At 48.3% G+C, this 23842-nt stretch carries 15 protein-coding genes; 5 read left to right on the forward strand and 10 right to left on the reverse strand.

Annotated features, from left to right (window positions below; translation table 11 throughout):
• The first annotated feature begins 177 nt into the window (after positions 1 to 177).
• Entirely contained in the window at positions 178 to 1044 is an 867-nt protein-coding gene (locus ACR6Z4_RS08800) for a shikimate dehydrogenase (protein WP_479716872.1), read from the forward strand.
• Between the two features lie 87 nt (positions 1045 to 1131).
• Here ACR6Z4_RS08800 and ACR6Z4_RS08805 read toward each other — a convergent pair whose 3' ends face one another.
• The gene (locus ACR6Z4_RS08805; protein WP_479716873.1) at positions 1132 to 1770 is read right to left on the reverse strand and encodes a hypothetical protein; all 639 of its coding nucleotides are present in this window, start codon (positions 1768 to 1770) and stop codon (positions 1132 to 1134) included.
• 901 nt (positions 1771 to 2671) lie between these two features.
• Here ACR6Z4_RS08805 and ACR6Z4_RS08810 point away from each other — a divergent pair.
• Positions 2672 to 3055 (forward strand): hypothetical protein, encoded by a 384-nt coding sequence (locus ACR6Z4_RS08810; protein ID WP_479716923.1) that lies wholly within the window; start codon positions 2672 to 2674, stop codon positions 3053 to 3055.
• Positions 3056 to 3277: 222 nt separating this feature from the next.
• On the opposite strand, the gene ACR6Z4_RS08815 is transcribed toward ACR6Z4_RS08810, so the two are convergent.
• From ACR6Z4_RS08815 to ACR6Z4_RS08825, 3 genes are all read right to left on the reverse strand, one after another.
• A complete protein-coding gene (locus ACR6Z4_RS08815; RefSeq protein ID WP_479716874.1) occupies positions 3278 to 3589 on the reverse strand; it encodes a TMEM165/GDT1 family protein in 312 nt (103 codons plus the stop codon).
• An 84-nt stretch (positions 3590 to 3673) separates the two neighbouring features.
• Entirely contained in the window at positions 3674 to 4147 is a 474-nt protein-coding gene (locus ACR6Z4_RS08820) for a TMEM165/GDT1 family protein (protein ID WP_479716875.1), read from the reverse strand.
• Positions 4148 to 4227: 80 nt separating this feature from the next.
• Complete coding sequence (locus ACR6Z4_RS08825; protein ID WP_479716876.1) at positions 4228 to 4578, reverse strand: YkgJ family cysteine cluster protein; 351 nt, start codon at positions 4576 to 4578, stop codon at positions 4228 to 4230.
• Positions 4579 to 4787: 209 nt separating this feature from the next.
• Here ACR6Z4_RS08825 and psb30 point away from each other — a divergent pair, with 209 nt between their 5' ends.
• Together psb30 and ACR6Z4_RS08835 are read left to right on the forward strand one after the other, a co-directional pair.
• Positions 4788 to 4940, forward strand: a complete 153-nt coding sequence (gene psb30, locus ACR6Z4_RS08830) for a photosystem II reaction center protein Ycf12/Psb30 (RefSeq protein ID WP_479716877.1) — start codon at positions 4788 to 4790, stop codon at positions 4938 to 4940.
• Between the two features lie 421 nt (positions 4941 to 5361).
• Positions 5362 to 6717, forward strand: coding sequence for a pyridoxal phosphate-dependent decarboxylase family protein (locus ACR6Z4_RS08835; protein WP_479716878.1), 1356 nt, complete (start codon positions 5362 to 5364; stop codon positions 6715 to 6717).
• Positions 6718 to 6846: 129 nt separating this feature from the next.
• Here the strand turns inward: ACR6Z4_RS08835 and ACR6Z4_RS08840 are convergent, their stop codons facing one another.
• From ACR6Z4_RS08840 to ACR6Z4_RS08860, 5 genes are all read right to left on the reverse strand, one after another.
• Entirely contained in the window at positions 6847 to 13191 is a 6345-nt protein-coding gene (locus ACR6Z4_RS08840) for a hybrid sensor histidine kinase/response regulator (protein ID WP_479716879.1), read from the reverse strand.
• A 196-nt stretch (positions 13192 to 13387) separates the two neighbouring features.
• Positions 13388 to 16225, reverse strand: coding sequence for a methyl-accepting chemotaxis protein (locus ACR6Z4_RS08845; RefSeq protein WP_479716880.1), 2838 nt, complete (start codon positions 16223 to 16225; stop codon positions 13388 to 13390).
• Positions 16226 to 16268: 43 nt separating this feature from the next.
• Positions 16269 to 16799, reverse strand: a complete 531-nt coding sequence (locus tag ACR6Z4_RS08850) for a chemotaxis protein CheW (RefSeq protein WP_479716881.1) — start codon at positions 16797 to 16799, stop codon at positions 16269 to 16271.
• Positions 16800 to 16809: 10 nt separating this feature from the next.
• Complete coding sequence (locus ACR6Z4_RS08855; RefSeq protein WP_479716882.1) at positions 16810 to 17175, reverse strand: response regulator transcription factor; 366 nt, start codon at positions 17173 to 17175, stop codon at positions 16810 to 16812.
• Positions 17176 to 17286: 111 nt separating this feature from the next.
• Complete coding sequence (locus ACR6Z4_RS08860) at positions 17287 to 18561, reverse strand: response regulator (RefSeq protein WP_479716883.1); 1275 nt, start codon at positions 18559 to 18561, stop codon at positions 17287 to 17289.
• Positions 18562 to 19665: 1104 nt separating this feature from the next.
• Here ACR6Z4_RS08860 and hmpF point away from each other — a divergent pair.
• Positions 19666 to 21429 carry a pilus motility taxis protein HmpF gene (hmpF, locus tag ACR6Z4_RS08865; protein WP_479716884.1) on the forward strand — a complete coding sequence of 588 codons (1764 nt, stop codon included), beginning with the start codon at positions 19666 to 19668 and terminating at the stop codon, positions 21427 to 21429.
• A gap of 191 nt (positions 21430 to 21620) precedes the next feature.
• Here hmpF and ACR6Z4_RS08870 read toward each other — a convergent pair whose 3' ends face one another.
• Entirely contained in the window at positions 21621 to 23144 is a 1524-nt protein-coding gene (locus ACR6Z4_RS08870; RefSeq protein WP_479716885.1) for a sensor histidine kinase, read from the reverse strand.
• Positions 23145 to 23842 lie beyond the last annotated feature (698 nt).

Genomic DNA, 23842 nt, shown 5'->3' on the forward strand with positions numbered 1-23842 from the left:
CCATGAGCTATTTAAACCTGCGTTAGGACGTGTTGATTCTGCAACCTGTCTGCAACCCACCATTACCCAATTGCAGCCGACGAAACCTGCCCAGCCCCAGTGCCCCCGAGTCACCGTAATCACGCTTTAATCGATGTTAGCGTAGCAACACTTATCTGCAACCTTTATCTTAAGCCCATGATTACAGGGAAGACAAAACTGCTGGGTGTGATCGGGTATCCCGTGGAACACTCTTTATCGCCCGTGATGCACAATGCGGCGATCGCCCATCTTGGGGTCGATTATGCCTATCTGCCGTTTCCGATTGCACCCCCAGATTTAGAACGTGCGATCGCCGGGTTTGCGGCGATTAACCTGCAAGGCTTCAGTATCACCATTCCTCACAAGCAAGCCATTATGCCCTTGTTGGCAGAGATCTCACCGACGGCACAGGCGATTGGTGCCGTCAACACAGTGTATCGCATTGAGCAAGGGTGGGGTGGCACGAACACCGATGTCACAGGGTTTCTGGCACCGCTACGGCGTAGCGGACAGGATTGGAGCACGGCAACGGCAATTATCTTAGGGAATGGCGGCGCGGCGCGGGCAGTGGTGGCTGGATGTGCCGAATTGGGCTGTTCACAAATTCAGGTCGTCGGACGCGACCCTAAAAAATTGCAAGACTTCGAACAAAGCTGGGCGACGGCTCCTTTTCCGGTCAATCTATCAGTACACCCCTGGACAGACCTGCCCCATCTGTTGCCCCAGGCAACGTTATTGGTCAACTCAACCCCCATCGGCATGCATCCTCATGTGGATGCGTCTCCACTCAGTGCTACCGAGATGCAACAGGTATCTGCCAATACGATTGCTTATGATCTGATTTATACGCCGCGACCTACCTTGTTTTTGCAGCAGGCACAAGCGCAAGGGGCGATCGCCATTGATGGGTTAGAAATGCTGATTCAACAGGGGGCAGCCGCTTTGGAACTCTGGCTCAAGCAACCCGTTCCCGTCGATGTTATGAAACAGGCATTAGAGACCTATATCAAGCAAAAAGCTTAGAGAGCATCAGCTTCATCGAATGTCGTTGAGGTGTGGCGCGGCGAAGCCGCGCCACACCTCAACGACACACATGTGGACTTCGAGCCTTTAAAGCCATCGCCAGTTGTATCGATTCCACTCATACACGCCTTGGATCTCGTACTCCATACCACTGTCAAACCGAATAATACAGTTTGTATAGTTGTGGTAGCTGGTCGGCAGGCTGGCAGAGGTATCCACCGCTTCCGCGATCGCAATGACTTCACAGGAAAACCATTCCCGGCTACAGGGACCATCGTCTTGCACCCATTCCCAGAGATTATTGGAAACTTCAATGCGATCGCCGACCTTCAAGCGCAATGAATTTTCTTCTAAATAGTGAGCCAGATGAATAGGCTGCACTCGATCCAGCCATTGCAATCCATATTGTTCACGCACAAATTGGATCGGACCCGAATCTCGACCCTCTAGCCAATCATTCAATAGTTGAACTTTCCAGGAAACATTGTTGCGATTTTGTTCCTCAACAAACTGCAACAACAACTGTCGTTGTTCAGGGGTTAATTCATCCAGCGGGTTTTGACTGGGCAATGCCTCAAGATCAACCGTCAGGTTAAGCCCCTCTCGCGTATAGCTAATTGCAGTTTGCAGCAGGATTTGTTTTTGTTGATCGTGCAACGGAAATCCAGCAGTTTCGCATTGGGTAAATGCTTCTTGCAGTGCGGCTTTAAACTCTTCTAGATTCATAGTTGGAATACTACAAAAGCAGCATGAGTAAACGACGCCCTTTTAATAGATAAAAAGGTAAAAAATTATGGTAGAAAGGAGTGTTTTAAAAGTGTGCGATCGCTCTACGTCAGCCCCCCCTAAATCCCCACACATCCGCGCCGCTGCGCTAGAAAAAAAGGAGACTTCCGGACAGTTCCCCCCTTCAAAAGGGGGACGAGAGGGGATCAAATCTATTTTTCCGACGGGCTGCTAAGGAGTGGGAATTAAATAACTCCGATGATTTGTTGTACGGGCGAACGACCGTTCGCCCCTGCAAACGATTCAATATTCGATCTTATTTAATCCACGATCCTAAGGGAGATCAGTCAGTGTTTAACATGACACACCGACTACTTTTCAAACATCCTCTAACCCCAATCCGTTCAAGCAAATAGCGTTTTTTATGTCTAGAAACCACCCTCTGCTCTCATCGAACAAGAGATTTTAATTAAATAGATTGGTGAAATTTGAATCATCCAGACCTTTGATTTTGATGAACCATCACGGCATCCAAATCAACCTGAGCAAACGTAATGATCCCCATTATTACAAACTTCTTTTGATCCAGAAACGGGCATTGAGCGAATCGTTGAGATAAAGCCTGTGCCTTATTTGCGGCAAACACGGTAATCTGAAGAATTAAGACGTCAAGATCTGCGATCGCTGCGCTAAGGGATGTTGATCAATCTCTGAACACGATTAAACCCTTCATTTCCAACTCAGTACCTACGGCGCAGATGATGTAGAAGGTTTAGGTTTTCTATGGAATAGTGACCACCGATTGGCTCGTCCTGAATTTAACCCATTAAATCAGTAGTTTATGAAGAAATATTTACAATTAAACGTGCTTGGATTGACGATCGCCACCTGCTGTCTCTGGATGACGAGTTGCTTGTTCCCGTTGTCTGCCCAGGCATTGACACAAATAAAATTATCGGAAGTATCATCTCACCCGTGTCCCCCTGAGTTAGCAGAGGGCGCAGTCACCCCGGGCAGCAGTATGAAAGCCAACTGCTTTATTATTTCGGGAAAAGCAGAAAATGCATCTGGCAAGCCCGTATTCAATGCCGATGTGTTTGGGCGAATTTACGATGCCGATAATAACCCAGTCATGCAAAACCGTACTCGCGTGGGGTCGATTGATGAAATTCCCCCCGGCGTAAGTGATTTTGAGTTAAGGATTAGTGTGCCAGCCAACCAAGCCAGTCCTTTGCAACTAGAACAATTCAAAGCATCAGGATTTGCAGGAAAAGTTCGGCGCTAGTTTACGTCAGAGGGGCTATCTCCCCAAGCTATCAACCCCAAACAAATCACAGGGTGGACGGTCGCCTGAGGCGACCGTCCACACTGTGATTTGTTTGGGATCTTAGTCATACCAATTTAATTAGCGATCGCACCAGATCCCGTAGGGGCGCATCGCAATGCGCCCTTACGTTAGCTCGATGTGCCGTGGAGTCTGTTTAAATCGGCATCAGGTATCTGCTGCTTATACCGATTCGTCTTCTAGTTCTAAAACCACTGGCTCGGCGTTAGAATGCCACAACAAACGCACTGCCATCAGCGCAAACCCGATCGCTGCGATCGCCTTGACCCAGCGTAGAGGCAGTAAATGAGCAGTGCCCTCACCCAGCAACACTCCCAAAAAACTTGCCAGCAATAGCGCACTCGTTGCCCCTAAAAAGACCGATCGCAGCGATCGCGTACTGCTCCCTAAAGCGATCGCGGCTAACTGGCTTTTATCTCCTAACTCAGAAATAAAAACAGTGACAAAACTCAAGCCCAATAAGTGCCAATCCATGCCAAATTCCTTCAACAATTCAGTCGGGCATCAGGCAATCAGGGATGGCGAGGCAACGCTGCACCATCCCCTATCGCCAGTACATTACATATTCACCACATCCCACAACAGCAGTACGGCAATCACTGCCAACAGAGTTCCTGCTGCTGTCTCTAACGTTTTGGCGGAAACACGGGTAGCGAGCCAGCGACCCAGTAACACGCCTAAGAGAGTTGTGGCAATCAAGGCACTTCCGGCACCGGCAAATACAATCCAGGGATGGCGAGACTCTGCACTCATCAACAACGTGGTGAGCTGAGTCTTATCACCCAGTTCTGCTAGAAAAATTGTAAAAAACGTAGACGCAAAGATTTCTAATTCCTTTCTCAGGGGAGGAATCGACACCTGAAGGGGTTCGTCAGCCGCAGTTTGGGGCTGAACCCGATCGACGGAGATGGGGAGTTCTGGGCTTGATGATAATTTGCCCTCTCTAGAGGACAAATCAAGGGGAGTAGCATTGAATTCAGCAGACTTCGCGGGAATCGACAAAACAGATTCTGAGGGAAGAGAAAGGGTCACAGGCGATCGCCTCAATCAGATTTCATTTTCCTTTCATTATTATCAACTATTCCCTACACAATTTGTAAAGGGTGATGCCACTAAAACCCAACTGCCCGATCAAATCGCAATAATTCCAGGCTGCGATCGCCATAGACTCCTTCAATTTGTTCACGACAACAGTCGATCGCAAAATCGTTGAGTTCCTCTGGCTCGATGCCATACATCTCTTGAAAAATATCTTCCTCAACCCGACAAAACCGAGGTCGATTAGGATAAATGCGGCATTCGCGCAAAGCCCCATCGTAGTTAATACACCAGCCGTCTGCTCCAACCATACTGAGATATATCTCCATTTCGTCTGGAGTGAGATAGTCCTCCAAACCGGGACGCTCAGCAGGGTCGAGGTGACAGCAAGCGCCACACTGTTTTACACATTGCCAGGTTGCCATAGCTCAGCAAAACCAAAAGATTGCTACAAATGTTCAGTCTAGCGCTACATCTTTCCCCAGTGGCAAGCAAGCCTATTTTAAGCAAACCAGACTTCTACGGCGGAATTTGTAAAATTTTCTGAGAAAACCAAGACCTTAACAGGTAAAATACAGATCAATCATTTTCATCTTAGAAACTATTCTTAATTAGATTTGGTTGGGGGGAAACTATGGACGCATTGACTGGAGTTATCGATAGCATCTTCGGCGTTTTTGGTGGAATCAACTGGGAAGCCATTGTCCAGTTAACCTTGGTTGGAGCGATCATGGTGGCTGGGCCGGTTGTTATTTTCGTTTTGGCAGCTCGAGGTGGCGATCTCTAAGCCACTGACTCAAGTCTTGACCTGGATGTACTGACGTTAAGAATGAGTTTGAATCATGAAAGCTATCTTTCACGTTCAAAAGCATTCCCCCCAAGTCATTCCTTCAATCACAGAACTGAGATCAGGGTCAAAGGATCCATTACGCTGTCCTGGCTATGCGTAAGATTCGTAAAATTTAGAATATCAATTGAGAGGTACGGTATCTAACTTAGAATTCCGTACCTCTAATTTTTGGTTGCGTTCTGTGACCCCAGTCTATTAACGATTTCAACAGTGATGTTCTAGATGTGTTGTTAATTTTGTGGAAAAGCGCGCGGAGCGCGCTTTTCCACAAAATTAACAACACAGTTGAAACACTACTGATTTCAACCTCAAATCGGACAGATGAGGGTTGAGAATCTTGCGACGTGAGGAGCAAACCATGTCTGGTCTTTTGGAAAATGCAGCCCAACGATCGATCCGTTACCTGGAAACCATTAATCAACGGAATGTGGCACCGACAGCAGAGGCGATCGCCCGCCTGTCAGAGTTAAATGAAGCGCTACCGAGCGAACCAACGGATGCGGCTGATGTTTTAAAGTGGCTGGATGAAATCGGGTCTCCTGCGACGATGGCAATGGCAGGGTCTCGCTTTTTTGGCTTTGTCACAGGTGGGTCATTGCCCGTCACCGTAGCCGCTAACTGGCTAGCCACTGCCTGGGATCAAAATACAGGCTTGTCTAACATCACACCCATCAGCGCTGCCCTTGAAGACATTTCGTTGCGCTGGATGATCGATCTATTCGACTTGCCGCAAAACACCGCTGGGGCATTTGTGACGGGAGCAACCCTGGCAAACTTTACTGCCCTGGCGGCAGCACGGCACGCCTTACTGGCGCATGCAGGATGGAATGTGGAAGCTGATGGTCTATTTGGTGCGCCACCTATCACGGTGGTGGTGGGTCAGGAAGTCCATGCCAGTGTTTTAAAAGCATTGGGTATGCTGGGATTTGGGCGAAATCGGGTGGTCAAGGTTGCGGTCGATGGACAGGGTCGAATGTTGGCAGCAGACCTGCCTCCGTTAGATGCACTGACGCTGGTCTGCGTTCAGGCAGGGAATGTCAATACAGGCGCATTTGACCCAATCCAAACCATTTGCGATCGCGCTCACACAGCAGGTGCCTGGGTGCATGTCGATGGAGCCTTTGGCTTATGGGCAGCCCTATCTCCCTCTCGGTCTTATTTAAGCGCTGGAATTGCCGCCGCAGACTCTTGGGCAACCGATGCCCATAAGTGGCTGAATGTCCCCTACGACAGTGGCTTAGCGTTCGTCCGCAATGCCAAAGCGTTGCAAGCCGCCATGGCAATTACGGCGGACTATTTACCCAGTTCCGCAACCCACCGCAATCCATCTGACTACACCCCAGAGCTATCACGACGGGCACGCGGGGTAGAAGTATGGGCAGCATTGCGATCGCTGGGGCGTTTAGGGTTGGTCGATCTAATCGATCGCACCTGTGACTATGCTCAACAATTTGCTCAGGGATTAAGTGCCGCTGGCTACACCATTCTCAATCAGGTGGTAATCAACCAAGTCTTAGTCTCCTTCGGCGAGGCTGAAACTACCCTGGAAATTATCCAAGCGCTGCAAGCAGAAGGTACCTGTTGGTGTGGCAAAACCGTTTGGCAGGGTCATACGGCAATGCGCATTAGCGTCTCATCGTGGGCAACAACAGCCGTAGATGTGGAAAAGAGCCTGGATGCGATCCTCCGTGTAGCAGCCGCATATCAACGATGAGAGCGTGGCACTCACACCAAATTTCATATCCCAAACCAGTAGCACCTAAAAATTTTGAATTTTGAAGGGGGTTGGGGGCTGCACTCCCAACCCCCTTCAAAATTTAGTGTTTGCGTTTTACAGAGTGGGTTAATTCCCCCCAACCAAAACTTCACCTCGGAGCATCCGCTGAGCCGCATCTAACAGCGCTTCTTCCAGGTAGGGCTTGGTGAAATACCCTTTGGCACCCAGTTGAACCGCCATCTGACGGTGGCGATCGGCACCTCTAGACGTCAGCATCGCAATCGGCAGATGATTCAAACTCGTATCTTTTTGGATGCGCGATAGCAATTCCAGTCCATCCATTCTGGGCATCTCAATATCGCAGAACACCAGATCGCACGGTAGACCAGACCGGAGTTTTTCCCAGGCTTCCTGACCATCACGAGCTTGTTCGACGCGATAGCCCACCTTGTTAAAGGTCATGGACAACAGTTCACGTACCGTAATCGAGTCATCCACAATCAACACAGTTGGCTCAGTCTTGATATCTACTGGCTCAGGGGGAACCTGACCTTCGTCTTTCTCCCACAGCGACGAGCTGACATCTCGACGAATCCGACCCATCGACAAATCAATTAATTCCAGCACATCGGCGATCGGCATAATTCGCCCATCCCCTAAGACCGTCGCACCTGCTACCCCAATCGGCTTAGGAACAGGACCTTCGAGCTGTTTGATTACAATTTCTTGTTCACCCAAGACCTGGTCAACTTGAAGCGCTAAGAAATTACCGGCACTTCGTAAAACCACGACTGAGATAATGTCATCTTCCTGGTTACCACCATAAACACTTCCCCGTCCTAAGCTACGGTTGTATTTAAGTAACTCTGACAGCGGTTGGAAGGGCAGCAAGCCATCGCGCCACTGAATGCAAGGACGATCTTGCTCATCGCGCAAAACCCGCTCCTTGGGCACATCGAGCATGTCTTCTACCCCATCCATAGGGAAGGCCAGACGAGCACGGTTACTGATGCAACAGAGTGCTTTCGAAATACTCAGGGTCAGAGGCAAGCGAATTGTAAACGTTGTACCCCGACCAATGGTGGAATCAATGTTGATAACGCCTCGAATTTCATTCAGACTGGTACGAACAACATCCATCCCCACCCCTCTTCCGGCAAAGTCATCTGCTTTGTCACGAGTACTGAACCCGTGATGGAAAAGGAGATCATACACATCTAAGCGGGTCATCTCTGAGGCTTGAGCGGAAGTAATCAGCCCTTTTTCAACGGCTTTTCGCTTGACAATTTCCGGATCAATTCCGGCACCGTCATCCGTGACAGAAATAACGGTTTGGTTCCCTTGATGGAAGGTGCGAACGATAATTCGTCCGGTTGGAGTTTTCCCAGCAGCACTGCGTTCTTCTGGCGTTTCAATGCCATGGGTAATGGCGTTGTTGACCAGGTGCGTCATGGGATCATACAACTGCTCCAAAATCATCTTGTCGATCAGGGTTTCCCGACCTTCGACCACTAATTCTGCCTGCTTACCGCACTTGATGGAAATATCACGCACAGCTCGCGGTAGACGATCGGCAGTCTGCGCAAACGGAACCATCCGCGAACGGGTCAAGCCTTCTTGCAACTGAGTTGTAATCTGTCGGAAATTTCGGGTGATCTGATCCGTTTCATCCACGACAAAGTCAATGTCAGATGCAGATTCTCGAACTCGGACGATCAACTCGATCATCTCTTGCGACAACGTATGGAACCCGGTGAATCGATCCATTTCGAGGGCATCGAAACTCATCCCGGTCGAATGTGCCTGCGAATCAGGGACATTTGCGCCCCCCTGAATCGACATTTGGTAGCTCTTGCGGTTGGATAGAAGAGAACTCTCTAACAGCGATCGCTCGTAGAGATCTCTCATCCGTTGACCAACATCACTCAGCTGCTGGACTTGATACAGCAAGTTATCCAAAAACTGACGCAAACGCTCTTCTGCTTGCTCCAGGCTATTACGGTTAACAACTAGCTCCCCAACCAGGTTGTTCAGGTTGTCTAGATTTTTCACCGATACCCGCATAGTCTGATCCGTCAGCACCCCTGAACCACGACGGGTGGGGCGTCTGTTGCTAGCCAATGCGGGTCCGCGAGCCCCTCTATTACTGGGAGGTCCGCCCAACGTTTGATCCGCATCTTCCAGCAGTCTTTCTAAATCATCAAACTCACTGATGGGCATCGTGGGTCGAGGTTCAGGGCTGATGGGTGCCGCAAAAGTCGGTTGGCTCTCCGGTTCTTCTTCTGTCAGCAATGCTTCCAAGTCTGCAAAACTATCTTCTTGGTCAGCAGCAATGGGTGTGGCGATCACCGAGCTATCGTCGCCCAGTAAGGCTTCCAAATCTGAGAAATCTTCTGGTGTCTCTGTCCCAAAGCTGTCTGATAGAGAAGAATCCGTAGCAGGGACTTCACTACTGCTTAAAAAAGCATCTAGATCCGAAAACTCTTCAACTCCTGTCGTATCAAAGTCCGCACTCTCTGGCGTCGCATCTAACAGTGCATTAATGTCAAGCTCTTCCGCCATTTCGCCAGTCTCAGATTCTGCCTCCGGAGAGAAGTCACCGAAGATAGAATCGAGGCTGCTATCGAGATTTGACTCTGAACGGGTAACCTCAGTGGCGCTAAAGTCGAGTAGGTCTTGATCCAGCTCGTCAGCAGAGCCATCATCAGCCCCCAACGCCATATCCAGAGATGCCTCAGATTCATCCAACAGAGACGCAAAGTCATCATCGAGCAGCATATCCATTTCACTGCTGCTGTCAACACTATTGGTCTCAAATTCAGCATCCGACTGGCTATTAGAGTCTAAAAAGTTTTCTGACAACGAGTCAGATGCATTTAGAAGCTCAAGCACAGAGTCAGAATCGTCAGCCATTAAAAGCTCAAACACAGAGTCAGACTCATCAGCCGTTGGAGCGGTATCCGTTTGTAATGCTTCAAAGGAATCCAGCTCCGGCGATACCTCTTCTGCGAAGGCTGCCCCAGTAGCATCTTCTTCAAATAATCCATTCAGATCTACATCATCCAGTGCGGCAGGAAAATCACCTTCCGATAGAATGGGTGGCGAGTCATCGGCATCTGACGCGATCGCATCGTCGCCAAACAAGTTATCTAAGTCAGTGCCTAACCCAAGATCATCTAGATCTGTATCCAAGCCCAGATCTACGACAGACGAGACATCTTGTTCTCCCGAGTCGGCAAACAAATCATCCAGGTCACGGTTGTCCTCTTGTTCCAACTCCAGAGCCATCGCGACCGAGTCTTGCTCAATTGACTCGGTCAATAAAGCATCCAAAGCGCTGTCGTCTGGAGTTTCAACCACTGCTTCTTGAAGATCGTTCAGGTCAAAACTCTCTTCTGACAAGTCATCAGAAACATCTGCATCAATCTCCGTCGTCAGATTTTCTTCAACCGGACTGGAAAAAGATTCACTCGCAATCTCACTTGCCGTCACACCCTGATCGACTAAATCTTCTGCGCCAAACAGATCTTGGAATTCCTCGGCGTCTTCTGTCCACAGATCTGCTCCAATGCTTTCAGATTGATCGTCTTCTGCCCAAAGATCGGCAGTAATTTCCTGGTTATTTTGAAACAAACTTTCGGCAGAGTCTTCAGTTGAAAATGCCGGTTCTTCTGTAAACGACGGCAACGAATCGTCTTCTAGGGAAGCAGAAAATTCTCCTGCGAACAGAGAGTCAGCAGACGATTCGTCAGTTTCCAAGTTGGCGAAGGGTTCTGGACTGGTATCAGCTTCTGAAGTCGGTGATTCGAAAAAACGATCGAAGAAAGAGTCGTTGGTAGATGCTTCCAGCGAACTTAATTCTTCAGCGAAGCCAGCGTCTGATTCAGGGGTGTCTAACGTCTCAAACCCACCAAAATCAGAAATCTCTAAGGATGAAATGGATGGAGAACTTTCATGGCTGTGAGCGTCGCCTGCTAAATCTGTTTCCGAAAATAAATCAGCTAACTCACCCGCATCATCCGTGCGATCGCCTTCCGCATCACCTAAGGTAAGAGAAGAAAAATCGCCTTCCGAGTCATCTAAGGTAAGAGAAGAAAAGCTGAAATCATCCAAGCTTGCTTCTGTGGCGGAGTCGGAAAAGGATAACTCTTCGCCACCAAACATATCATCGGTCACCGCACTGCCGAAAAAGTCGTCCTCTGCAATCGACGGCGACTCAGACGAGAGTGATAACTCTTCGCCACCAAATATGTCATTGGTTGCGGCACTGCCAAAAAAGTCGTCTTCTGCAACCGACGGTGACTCAGACGAGAGTGACAACTCTTCGCCACCAAACATATCATCGGTCGCGGCACTGCCGAAAAAGTCGTCTTCCGCAACCGACGGCGACTCAGATGAGAGTGACAACTCTTCGCCACCAAACATATCATCGGTCGCGGCATTACCGAAAAAGTCGTCTTCTGCAACCGACGGCGACTCAGATGAGAGTGACAACTCTTCGCCACCAAACATATCATCGGTCGCGGCACTACCGAAAAAGTCGTCTTCTGCAACCGACGGCGACTCAGATGAGAGTGACAACTCTTCGCTACCAAACATATCATCGGTCGCGGCACTACCGAAAAAGTCATCTTCTGCAACCGACGGCGACTCAGATGAGAGTGACAACTCTTCGCCACCAAACATATCATCGGTCGCGGCACTACCGAAAAAGTCGTCTTCCGCAACCGACGGTGACTCAGATGAGAGTGACAAGTCTTCGCCACCAAATATATCATCGGTCGCGGCACTACCGAAAAAGTCGTCTTCCGCAACCGACGGTGACTCAGATGAGAGTGACAAGTCTTCGCCACCAAATATGTCACCCGTAGGAGTGTTCAGGTCAAACGGCACATCTGCAACGTCTGTAGCGAGGCTGTTATCGTCCGAGAACAAATCAGTCTCCTGGAACAAATCCGGAAGAGAATTCGCAGGGCTAGATTCTAAAGGCTCCGTTTCCCCGTACAGTTTCTCGGTTCGATTGAGTAAACCAGAGAGATCCTCGTCTTCTATTTCCTCTTCTAAAATCAGATCTTCTTCAAGCCCGTCTTGATCAAACAACAAATCTGAGAAGTCGTTGGAACCATCCAACATTTCAGATTGATCTGAGTTGATCCCTGAGTTTCCAATAATTTGTTCTTCTTGCCAGGTCATGCCCAGATCGGGAACTTCACCTTCAAACAAGTCAGCAAGGCTGTTAAGTTCTGCTAAACCGACTTCAGGTCCTTGATGATCGGTTAAATCTGCCTCAAGGGCGTCTCCCAAATCGTGATCGAGTGCAGGTTCCGATTCAGTACTATCGAGTTCTTCAATAACATCAAACCCCAGATCTAAGTCGGAAGCAGCTTCATTGGATTGCATGAAGTCGGAGTCATCAAAGAAATTAATGCCCGACGTCAATCCATCACTACTTTCAACAGCTTCAGAAGACGTCAAACTGAAATCTTCACCAAGTTCAAAGTCTTCATCGCCGATGAAGTCAATCAAGTCAACGGGTTCAGCTTCATCTTCGATATCGATCGCTGCCAACAGATCATCGAAGCTAGGGCTGGTAACGGGTTCTTGGTCGGCTGGAACGAGTGCTCTGAGAGAATCGCTAATTATTATTTCTGATGCTCGTCCGGCTAAGACCAGTTCTTGAGCCTGCTTAATCGCTTTGATGACGATAGGGGCAAGGGTTCGGTAAGTGTTCTCAGGGTTGGCGATCGCTTGCTTCGTCGTCTCAGCCAATTCTCCCCAGGTGCCTAAATCAAATTGTTCTCCAGCCTGCTTTAAGTTCTGGCAAATATCTTGCAATTGCTGCCGGTTGATAGCCGTTTCAGACTGCTTGAAGATTTGCAACATATCACGCAAGCAAGAAGGCACATCACTCTGAAAGATGAGCTGGAGTGCGCTCGCTTCTTCTGCCTGTGCTCTGACGGGTTGGGGTTGAGCCGCAACAGGGGTAGTTGCAACGGGTGGTGCTTCTCGTTTTAGCAGCTCCACTTCCTCAGGCAACACGCCACCACACTGACTCACCAGCAGATCCAAATGTTCGCCTAACGCTTGAAAAACGGGTTCAACCCCCGCCATCACTTCAGCGGCTTTATCATCTGTTAAACCAAAAGGCCCTTGCAACTGCTCTAACAGCTCCTTAAGGGCATCAAAAACATTGAATAAATAGTTTTCTAGCTTTCGATCAATTTGAATGGGGCACTCTTTTAGAATTTTAAAGAAGTCTTCTAATCGGTGTGAAACAAGCTGAATACTGTTGAGCCCCAGCATTGCAGCACCCCCTTTCACCGAGTGTGCTGCCCGAAAGACTTCACTCACCATTTCGGGGTCGGCAATTGTGCTTTGCAGATTCAACAACCCTTGCTCGATGGTATTGAGGTGGTCTTTTGCCTCCTCAATGAAGTACCCCATAATGCGCTGTTGTTGTTCTGACAGCATAGGAATATTCCTCTAAACGCGCTGGGCATTACCCTAGTACATGAATGAAAAAGTGGTTATGAACCGAACTTACTTTAATGAAATGAAAATTGGATGTTACCCTGTTTTTTAGCGAACTGGAATAGCATTGAATGGATTTAATGTACCCGATCCCATCAAGATCGACATCAGCACGGATCATTCTCGCGGCAAAACCTTAAGTTTTCTCAACTCGGAACCGTTCTACAGATGCCAGCAGATCCCGAGCAATACCTACCAGACTTTGCAACGCACCTGATACACGCTGAGCTTCTTGGGAGGTTTCTTGAGCGGTTAACTCAACCGATTGCATAACCTGCGCCACCGCCCGCGACGTTTCGGTTTGTTCTACGGTATCGGCAGTAATGGAACGCACCAAAACGTCAATCCGGTTAGAGACTTGAATAATGTCTTCTAGCGATCGCTTGGCTTGTTCTGCCAGACGGGTACCTTCAATCACCTGTTGGGTCCCTTCTTCCATGGCTGTCATCACAGAGCCTGTTTCACTTTGAATTTGTAACACGATCTGCTCAATTTCTTTCGATGCTTTTGCGGCTCGGTCTGCCAGCTGACGCACTTCGTCTGCCACAATGGCAAACCCTCGACCGGCTTCACCCGCTCTGGCAGCCTCAATACTAGCGTTCAACGCCAGCAGGTTGGTTCGAGATGCAATCTGAGAAATCAATGCCACAATCTTAGAAATTTCTTGAGACGATTCTGCCAGACGCTTCACCTTCCGAGTTGTTTCTGCAACCGTTTCTCGAATTTCTAAAATACCGGATACCGTCCGTTCGACCGCTTCACCGCCTTTTAATGCCGTTGCCGATGCAGACCGTGCCACTTCCTCCGCTTCACGCGCACTCTCTGCCACCCGCTGAATCGAGTCTGTCATCACCTGCACAGAATTCAAAGTAACTGCCAGTTCCTCTGCCTGACGCAATGCATCAGAAGAGAGCGATCGCGCAAATATTTCAGACTCTGTCGAACTTTTGGTCACCTGTCGGGTCGCGTGTTTAACCTGTTGGACGATTTCTCTCAGGTTTTGAATAGTCAGGTTAAACGAATCGGCAACAGCACCTAACACGTCAGCCGTTACCTCAGCTTGTACCGTCAGGTCACCTCTAGCTGCCCCTTCCACATCATCTAGCAAGCGAATTACCTGACGTTGCAAATCTTCTTTCGCTTGTTCTTGCTCTTCTGCTTTACGTTGAGCTTCACTCGTGGTCGTCAAAATCACGCGTGCCATCTGGTTAAACCCAGCCGCAAGCTGCCCAAACTCATCTTCTGCATAGACGGTAGCCCGAGCGCTTAAGTTACCCTTAGAAACGGCATCAAACTGAGACTGCAAATCAGATACTGATCGTTTAATTTGTTTAGTCGTTGCCCATCCTAATACGGCTGCCGTACCGCCACCTGCCAGCAGAGCTGCCACCGCCATAATCGAGCCCGTTGTGTAGGTGTAGGGCAAGACCGTCGCCTTGTCCTGTTCTTTAACCGTGAAGGTCGATGCCAAAAAACTTACTGCCGCAACCGCAACCGCTGAAATCACACCCGTGGCACCTGCAACAATCCACTTCTTCGTGGCTAACGGCGCATTTTCTAGAGGTGCAAGCCATCCCTGTTCAACCGTTACATCAGGCTCTACATTCCGGTTATCCGTCTGGGCAAACGTCGGCAATGGTTCGGACGTGCCAGAAAGACTAAAAATTTCATCTTCTCGAATAATGGACTGATCCGTGCCATCACTAAAATCAAACCCAATATCACTATTACTGCTGGAAGATGATCCTGAGGACGACGAACCAAACCCTGAACCCATAGAAGGGCTTGTAAACCCAGCGGAATGTTCAGAGAGATCAAAGTCTGGGATGCTACCTAAATCATCAAAATCGTCAAATTCATCTAAAAAGTCTAGATTACTAGAGCCACTCGAAGCAGGCGCAGGTCGATCCACCATAGGATCTTCGCTGGTAGAGAAATCGTGGACGTTAAAATCTTCTAAATCATCGACGTCAAACCCAGTATCAGACGAGACGAAGGTGCGTTCATCCTGGTCGTAGCCTCCCGCAGGCGAGACGTACGTAGAGTTGTCGTGAACAGGGTTGGTGTAAGCCGAATCATTGTAGCCATAGTTATTACTAGGCTCATCACCGCCATAGCTGGGGGCTACTCCTTCAAAATCTTCGTCCCCCATAAAGAAGGTATCGTCTTCTGTTTGTCGAGAACCAGAATTGGGAAAGCTGGGAATTTCGTCAAGGGGAGGATACTGATAATTGGAGGTTTCAGACGAGGGAGAAAACGAATCATCCAGACCATCTAGATCTGAAAAATCAGCATCAAATTGGTCGAGGGACTCTGCCCGATCTGCAAATGTCTGCTCTGCACTGGAGTCCAAACTATTAAAAGACGGATCAGCAGCAAAGGGATCAGTTCCTTCACTAAACGGATTGCCCGCATCCGGTTCATAGAAAGAATTATCTGTGCCAAAGGGGTTATCATCGAACGAGCTTTGGGCAAACGTGGGCGCGCCACTTTCCGAACCACCAAAGGGGGTATCACTGCTACTGCTATTGAGATCTAAATCGGCGAAATCAAAGTCGTCGTCTTCAAAATTTTCACCAGAAAATCCGGCAATGCCATCCGATTGATCCATGGCGAAATTAGCCGATCCTGATGTGCTCTCAAACTCAGAATCAATATCTACTAATCCGATATCTTCACCTGTGGGATCTTCAGACGAGGTGAATTGGCTGGTGTATGCCAGACCGTTGTTAGCATAGTCAACATATTCAGTATCTGAAGTCAGGGTTAAAACCGACTGATACTGCTCTCTTGCCATGTCATACTGGTGGAGACCGTAGCAATAGATGTGACCACAAAGCAAACGCACATTGGGGTCACTAGGATAGTCTTGAACGAGGCGATTGATGATGTCAGCAGCCTCCTCGTAACTGCCCATCATGTAGGCTCTTTCAGCCCGTTGATATTCTTGTGCGTATTCAGTGCCTGATCCCATTTGCTTTCTCCTACCCGTGCAGATATCCGAGAGTTCTACAAGCTCATGCTGCCCACCGCGCTGATCGAAGAATTGCCACCTGATCTAGTAATCGAAGAAACCGTTTGCTTTCTTCTCCTAGAATCCACTCGCCTCGGAGAAAGGGAGCCATTCCATCAGGGACATTTGTCGGCATTTGCACTTCCTCAATATCGAGCCAATCCATGCCAACAATCCGGTCAACAGCTAAGCCTAACATAGTATCTTGGTCTTCGACGGCAATCACAGAAATCTCTGAGCGATCAGTACTGAGAGGCATCGAATCACCTAAAAACTGACCCAAATCAGCAACCCAGATTACACGTCCTCGCACATTGAGGGTACCCAAAAGTAAGGCAGAAACATTAGGGATCGGTGTAATCCGGTCGGGTGTGGGTGAAATTACTTCTTTGATTCCGGTGGCAGGCAACGCAAACTCATCTCCCGATGAGACGTAAAAACGCAAGTGTAACTCACCTTCAGGGCTTTCTAGCTCTTGAAATTCTGGTGCTTGATCTTGTCCTCTGCCTGTTAAAAAATCCGGATTGCCTATCATTACACTCGACCTATCCTCGCAATAGTTGTTTTACAGTACCAACCAGCTCGGTAGGCTGGAAGGGCTTAGCGATATAAGCATCTGCACCTTGCTTCATACCCCAATACCGATCAAATTCTTCCCCCTTAGACGAACACATCACTACAGGAACGTTTTGAGTTTTGGGATCAGCTTTCAAACGACGACATACTTCGTAGCCATTCATGCGAGGCATGACAATATCTAGAACCACTAAATCGGGACAGTGGTCTTGAATCTGTTCTAGAGCTTCAACACCATCGCTTGCCACGGTTACGTTGAGACCACTTCCCTTGAGGAGGTCTGTAATCATTTCCCGCTGGGTTACGCTATCTTCTACCACTAGAACTGTGCTCATAACTTCCTACTTTCCAGCCGCAATTTTAACGGGACGACCTCAGACTAGAATAAACTTTCACGTATGGTTAATTTACGAATACTTCAGTACTTATAACAACAATTATCAACGCTATGGCGCGGATGGAGTAGAAGCCGACTCTGTGATATCAATTTCTAACTCATCTTCGAGGGCGATCGCCAATAGTTTGTCTGGTTTTGGGCGATCAGGATATCCTAGTCCGACATATTTTTCTACTAATGTCAATAATTCGCTCTCCCCAAATGGCTTTGTCAAATAATCGGTTGCGCCGACCATTCTGGCTCTGACCCGGTCGATGAATCCATCTTTGCCGGTCAGCATCACGATCGGAGTTTGGCGGAATAAAGTCGATCTCCGTAGCATAGCGCAAATCTCATAGCCATCTAGTTCTGGCATGGCAATGTCACAAAGAATTAAGTCGGGCTTGAGTTGGAAGACCAGACTCAGTGCTTTTAAGGGGTTGCTAATTGCCGTCGCTTCGTAGCCATGATTACTTAAAATATACTCGACGATCTTTCGAATCGTTTCGCCATCGTCAATACATACGATTCGAGGGACGCGGTTGGCTTGATACGAGAGCATCTCTCGCTTTGTCCCGCTAGGGTCTTCAGAAATTGCCGAGTTGAGTTGAACTAACCCTTGTTGGACGTAGGGATAAATGGCTTTGGCAACTGTCAGAATATCGCGATTGAGATAGCGAGCCATCTGCCGAATGGAGGTTTTGCCATCTGTCCATCGTTCTAAGGTGTTAAATATATTTTCTGGAAGAGTGTCACGCAGTTGCTCGGCATCGGCAATGACGGGGCATTGGTCGGGCGAGTGGATATGGGGGTGCAGTTGCTTCCATTCCTGCACTTGTTTCATGATTTTGATAGCGAGGGGAGCAATTTCTAGATTGATGAGTTGGGGAGACAGGGGTGGGCTGATCTCAAATACAAATGCGCCCTGGTGCAAGCTAAGCAGATCGAATAAGGTTTCATGCACCATATTCTGGACAATGTTTCGCCCTTGAACGGGGGTCAACACATGATTCTCGATGAGTGCCCATAAGTGACCATATTCGGGAGCATTGATGGTGGCGATCGCAGAGCCGCTGATTTTGTCAAGGGAGTGTTCGAGGCGATAGCGCCGGAGATAGTCTTTTAAGCGGGATAGGTTATCTTGACTTTCACCTGCATAAATAATTTGTCCATTGAAAAAGAAGACAAACCAGGATTGATCGGCAGTTATTTTTGCGGAGCGATCGCCAACAGTACTTGTTCCGGAGGAACCATAAACTTCCACAAAGAGTTCCCCTGTGCGCTGACCCAACTCAATGAGTTGCAAGATACTGCGGATATCAATTTCGCTCAACTTGCCTTGCATGCAGCCAAAAGAATCTCCTCAAAACCGTTTTTCGCCTGTGACCAGAGGATGCCGTCAGGTTGCCTTCAATATACTGGTCTTACTGATAAAAAAGCCATTTGACGTTAAAATTTCAAGTCTTTTTTGCTCAATCCGTTATCTCGATCAATGATTTCGTTCAAGTTAGTTTAAGACAATGCTTTCTGGAGACCTGTTATGACAACGCTATGATTGCGGGGATTTCCTCCAAACTAGCGGAGATTAATCACCTTAGATCCAGGAGTTAACTTAACATTTCTTCCTACAGCTTACTTCGTTTAATTTCTTAAATGTTTTTGGAGTGGAGTTTAGTCAGGAAAGGGGCGATCGCCACTCCCCAGGGTTGACCGAATCTTGAACGAATTTACGCGATAGTTGCACGCCCAATCTTAGCTCGAATGAAAGATGAGTTTCGTATGATACTTGGTGTACGCCATACAACTATAGCTCTCTTCCGAAATGTGACCGAATCACAACACGTCCTTTAAGGATCGTGGATTGAATAAAACTCGGAAGTTTATGGTTGGAAGCGCGGCGACGCCGCGCTTCCAACCATAAACTTCGGTTTTATTCAATCCACGATCCTAAGAGCTCTACAATTGGCAGTCGTTAAACCCGTGGAGCTGGTTTAGAAATGAACAAGCTTCTCAATCCAACTTACCAATTTGATGACAAACCTCTCGTGATAGTTGGCAGTCAGACCAAATCTAAGATTACGATAGATAAATCCTACCGTCGGTCATAGGGTCTACTCAGCAATGTTTTGTCAGTTTTTAGAACTTTTTTTCAAAAAATAAGGTAGACCATATATGGATCGGTATTAACCTAATACACAGTAGGCATAAATCGAGTTAATGTTTTTGTTAAGACCCGATCGCTTACAGCACTCTACCGTCATGCATGGACAACTTTCTATTTGGTTCTGCCTTTTGCCTCGGGGCTTCTGGTATCTTAAGCTGGGGAATCATTGAAATAGGTTGTTTTACTGGTGTTGTCTCATTACACTGGATTCTACTAGGCTAGCAGAGCGGTAGAGCAAAGAAGTCTCGCTGAATCAGACATAAGATACGGAAGGGGATTAGCAGCGTGCTATATCTAGCGGAAGTACAGAAGAAATCTAGGGTTTTAGGTAGTGGCAGGGCTGAGTTTAGGTTATTAGCATGTCAGCGTGGCGAACAAAGCTGGAGTGCTGTACCTGGTGAAGAACTTGTTGCAGCCCCTGACGACGTCAACTACAATGCTGGCGCTTTAGTAATGGTTGAGCTAACTGCTAGCAAGCAGATTCAGCGCCATTCTGATGCAGGACGCCAGTTGGTTAGCATTCTGCAAAATTTTTCTCGTTTACAAGAAAAAGCAAAGACTCAGGAAGAAGAGATTGAGCAATGGAAGCAATCGCTTACCTACCAGAGTCAAGAGTTGAACCGTCGGGAAATGGAGATGGAAGCCCGACAAGAACAACTCCAGCAGATGGAAGAAGATGTAGCCAAATTAGAAGAACAGCGACAAGAAATAGAGGGAACTCGCACAGAAGTTGATCGATTAAAAGAAGAATTTGAACGGAAAAACCAGGAATTAGAAGGAGCTTGGGCACATCTGCGGGGCGAGATGAGCCGCCTTGAGGAAAAGCAGGCAGAGTTTCAACACAGCACTGCCTTAGATGCCGAACAAGCCCATCAAATTCAAGAACTGCTCAATCGGCTTTCGGGTGCGGTTGCGCCAACGGAGGTGGTGAGAGAACAGTTGAACCAGTCCTTTGAAATTATTAACCAGCAACAGGGCTCGTTTGACTATTATTGGCAAAACCTTGAGCAGCAACGATTGTCGGCTCAGCAACTGCAAGAAGAAGCCGATCGGCAAGAGCAAGAAATTCAAAGCCGTTGGCATGAATGGCATCAGTCAGAGGCAGCGTTAGAACAGTCACAAGCTGAATTATTGAGCCAACAGAACGTATTGCAGCTAAAGCAAGACCATGCTCATGTGTTAGCAGAGCGGGTACAACTGCAAGACAGTATCTATCAACAAATGTGCAGACTGGCAGAAGAGTCAGGTAAAGTCCATATCAGCGGCGATCGCGTTGATACCGAAGCTCTAGAGAAAATGCCATTAGAGGGCTTACAAAACCTGGTTCGCGATTTAGAACAGGATCTGGAAAAAGTCTCGCGGTTTGTCAATAGCCAGGAAGAAGAACTGACACTTCAACAACAGACGATTGAAGAGTTACAGCAACGGATTCAAAATGCCAGTGAGTACGATCGCTTGCAGATGGATTCGGAGTTAACGGACGAACGTGAAAGCTATGAGATGTTAAACGAAACACTCGTAGGACAACGCCGCAACTTGCAAGAACGTCAGGAAGTGTTACGCCGACATCAGTTTATTTTGGCGCGTCGGCAGGGTCTGCCGGTAGAAGAGGGCAGTGGCAATGATCTAGATCTGGGGCCTGTTTTAGAAGGCATCACGGAGCTCAAGCAAAAGATGACTCAAGAGCTTCGTAAACTGGAAGAAGAAATTCGGCAGTTGCAAGGTTCGTTCGATCAATTGCGGAATCATGTTGCTCAGCAGGCATCGAGCCAAGAAGCGAAGCTGAATGACTTAAAGCAGTTTGAACAGACCTGGAAAGCCCAACGCGTCACGGTTGCGGAAACATGGGGTAAGCTGACGGCGTATCAAGAAACCCTGCAACCCGCCCAAGATAGCATTAATGGGCTGCGCGAGAAGCTAGAGTCTACGGCAGGGGTGATGGCTCAGTTTCAAGAGGTGAGTGATCATCAATTACAGGCGATCGCAGAAATGCGACAACTGATTGAGAGTTTGACCTCTAGCCAGGCACCCGAATTCATTGCCTCATGACGTTGGTACAGGTTCTGTAGAACTGGAATACGAGATCCCTTAGTCAGGTTAGGACGTTGGGGTATGAAGCAGTGCCCCACGCAGGGATTCTACCCCTGCACCCCGGTCTAACTTAAGTACGTAGTGCTATAGAAAATTGTCGGCAACAGAACTTCTCATGCCTTGCGGGCATGAGAAGTTCTGTTGCTGAGTTATGAAGACTTCTCTAACGGTAAAAAGATTGTTAACTCTTCTCCTTGCTGCGGACGATGCCGAACGATCAGCTTGCCACCCAGAGCCTGGAATAGGTTTTTAGTGACGGCTAAATTCAGGCTTAAATTGCCTGTCTCAGGTTGAAACATCAGCATTTCGCCTATCGACTTGAGGGTAGGGGTAAAGCCTCGCTTCATGCCCTGACCCAGTGCTGAATTGCCCTCTTCGCTATGGGGATAAGGTTGGAACTGAAGTTTGAGTTGATGACCCGCGAGTTTGACCCGGAGATGGATGTGGCTACCCGGCGGCAGGCTATGGGTGATGCGATCGATCAACCCTGTCAAGACTTGATCCAGCATGGTTGGATCTGCCAAAACCAGAGGTAGTTTTTGGGGCAAGCTGACTTCCAGGGTCAAGCATCGCTGGCTAGCCTGTTGTTGCCAACGGGGTACATTTTGTTGGAACACCTGGGTCAGAGAAATCGCGGCGGGTGGTGTGAGGGGATGTTTAATAGCTGCGGTTTCTAGCTCAACTGCCCGGAAAATTAGATTGAAGCGATCGACTTGGTCGGTACATTCCTGATCAATCGTTTCCAGACGTTTGATCACATCTGGATTGAGATCTTTGCGTTTGAGTAAGAGCCGGGTCAGGGTGCGGATGGTACTCAGAGGCGTCCGCACTTCGTGGGCGATCGCCTGTAACAGCTCTACATCAACCCGCGATCGATCTTTGGCGAGTTGTTCGAGTGAAGAATCGGGTGGCTGAATGGGCGACGTTGGAACATGACCCGTTTCAGAGTGAGTCGGTTTATGACCATTAGCCGTCAAGGGTAAGCCCAACTCAGAGGGTTCAGGTAAAGCAGCCAGCATAAACCGGCTAAATTGACTAACCGTTTGATAGTCAGGGGTGACAGGTGCAAATTGTTCGACCAGGGTATCTAACTGATGCAACACCTGCGGATTGGTCAAGATTAGACGCGATCGCAGCGATCGCCATGCCTGACAGGCAATGTCAGGGTTAAACGAAAATAAGAATTCGGATTGTCCTTCCCTGGCATCCCCTAGCGCCATCACCAGACAGAATTCTGCCGTCAATACTAAGCAAAACTGTTCAACAGCCAGGGGATCGTCGGCAAGGAGAGGCAGGGTCGAAACAGCTAACCGACTAGCCGGAGACTGGCTTTCGGCAGAGGGTAAAAGGTGAAAAGGCATCCAGGACGTAGCTTGTAGCGGCATTGCCGTAAACGTCCAGGTCGAAAAGTTCGTTACAATTCCTGGGTGATCGATCACGGGCAACGAGCCAGACAGCACTACACCTTTGATCAGGGGTAAGGTATCGCCTGATGCAACGGCTTCATCCACATCAGCCAGATTTTGTAAGAGTGAATTCAGAGCCGCGATCGCCCCACACCATTCTCGCTCTGCTTTTAGGCGGAGCTGTGCCCGGGAGCCGACAGGAGATACATGATTAGGCTCATGGAGAGCGATAATTTCGCTCAATGTTGGTAAGTACCACTTGTACACAGCACCACCCTCGATTGAAGACGAGATTAAGCATTTATACTTTTATACTTATCTCGTTGAGTACGGATCAGTTCAGTATTGCCGGACAGTTCATCTACTAGTGTTGTGAACACGAAATTTTGCAACATGGGGTAGCGGAGGCTGAGCCCCCACGCAGGGGTGGAGCCCCTGCACCCCTTTGTAAAACTTTTAATTGTGTCTACTAGTTGGCTACAGAATTAGCACAATCTGATCACCTTCCAGGCTTGCGTTCAGCGTCCAGCAAAACTAAACTCTCTTACGAGAATACATGCCTCTCTTAAGGATTGGATAGGGATAGAACCGAACCGAACAGTAGGTATGTCCGCAACATCATCGATTCTGATGGGATTCGGGATGGAAAATTTTCGACCAGACAGGAGATGACCCTAAGGGAGATGTTTTTGCCCCTGAAACCCAGGGTTTCAGGGGCAAAAACATCTCAAAAATTGACAACATCCGATAAATTGCGACAACTTACAGGATATCCTAAGCAGGAAGGACACGTTCGTTTTAGTGTGTACCTTGTAACCAATCCCCATTTAATCAAGTAACGGTTGCAGACGGAGTTACAGGGTTCTCATCCCTACTGGGGGTCAACACCCCAACCATTCTCCGTCTACCTTGAGGATCAGCGATTTAATCAGACTGAAGATTTATTTTTGGAAGCGCGGCGTCGC

Source organism: Calyptranema fuscum S582, assembly GCF_055793305.1.

Bases quoted from the DNA above. Each gene is read 5' to 3' on its own strand.
- ACR6Z4_RS08800 (WP_479716872.1), top strand. From the start codon at position 178: ATGATTACAGGGAAGACAAAACTGCTGGGTGTGATCGGGTATCCCGTG.
- ACR6Z4_RS08805 (WP_479716873.1), bottom strand. From the start codon at position 1,770: ATGAATCTAGAAGAGTTTAAAGCCGCACTGCAAGAAGCATTTACCCAA.
- ACR6Z4_RS08810 (WP_479716923.1), top strand. From the start codon at position 2,672: ATGACGAGTTGCTTGTTCCCGTTGTCTGCCCAGGCATTGACACAAATA.
- ACR6Z4_RS08815 (WP_479716874.1), bottom strand. From the start codon at position 3,589: ATGGATTGGCACTTATTGGGCTTGAGTTTTGTCACTGTTTTTATTTCT.
- ACR6Z4_RS08825 (WP_479716876.1), bottom strand. From the start codon at position 4,578: ATGGCAACCTGGCAATGTGTAAAACAGTGTGGCGCTTGCTGTCACCTC.
- psb30 (WP_479716877.1), top strand. From the start codon at position 4,788: ATGGACGCATTGACTGGAGTTATCGATAGCATCTTCGGCGTTTTTGGT.
- ACR6Z4_RS08835 (WP_479716878.1), top strand. From the start codon at position 5,362: ATGTCTGGTCTTTTGGAAAATGCAGCCCAACGATCGATCCGTTACCTG.
- ACR6Z4_RS08840 (WP_479716879.1), bottom strand. From the start codon at position 13,191: ATGCTGTCAGAACAACAACAGCGCATTATGGGGTACTTCATTGAGGAG.
- ACR6Z4_RS08845 (WP_479716880.1), bottom strand. From the start codon at position 16,225: ATGGGATCAGGCACTGAATACGCACAAGAATATCAACGGGCTGAAAGA.
- ACR6Z4_RS08850 (WP_479716881.1), bottom strand. From the start codon at position 16,799: ATGATAGGCAATCCGGATTTTTTAACAGGCAGAGGACAAGATCAAGCA.
- ACR6Z4_RS08855 (WP_479716882.1), bottom strand. From the start codon at position 17,175: ATGAGCACAGTTCTAGTGGTAGAAGATAGCGTAACCCAGCGGGAAATG.
- ACR6Z4_RS08860 (WP_479716883.1), bottom strand. From the start codon at position 18,561: ATGCAAGGCAAGTTGAGCGAAATTGATATCCGCAGTATCTTGCAACTC.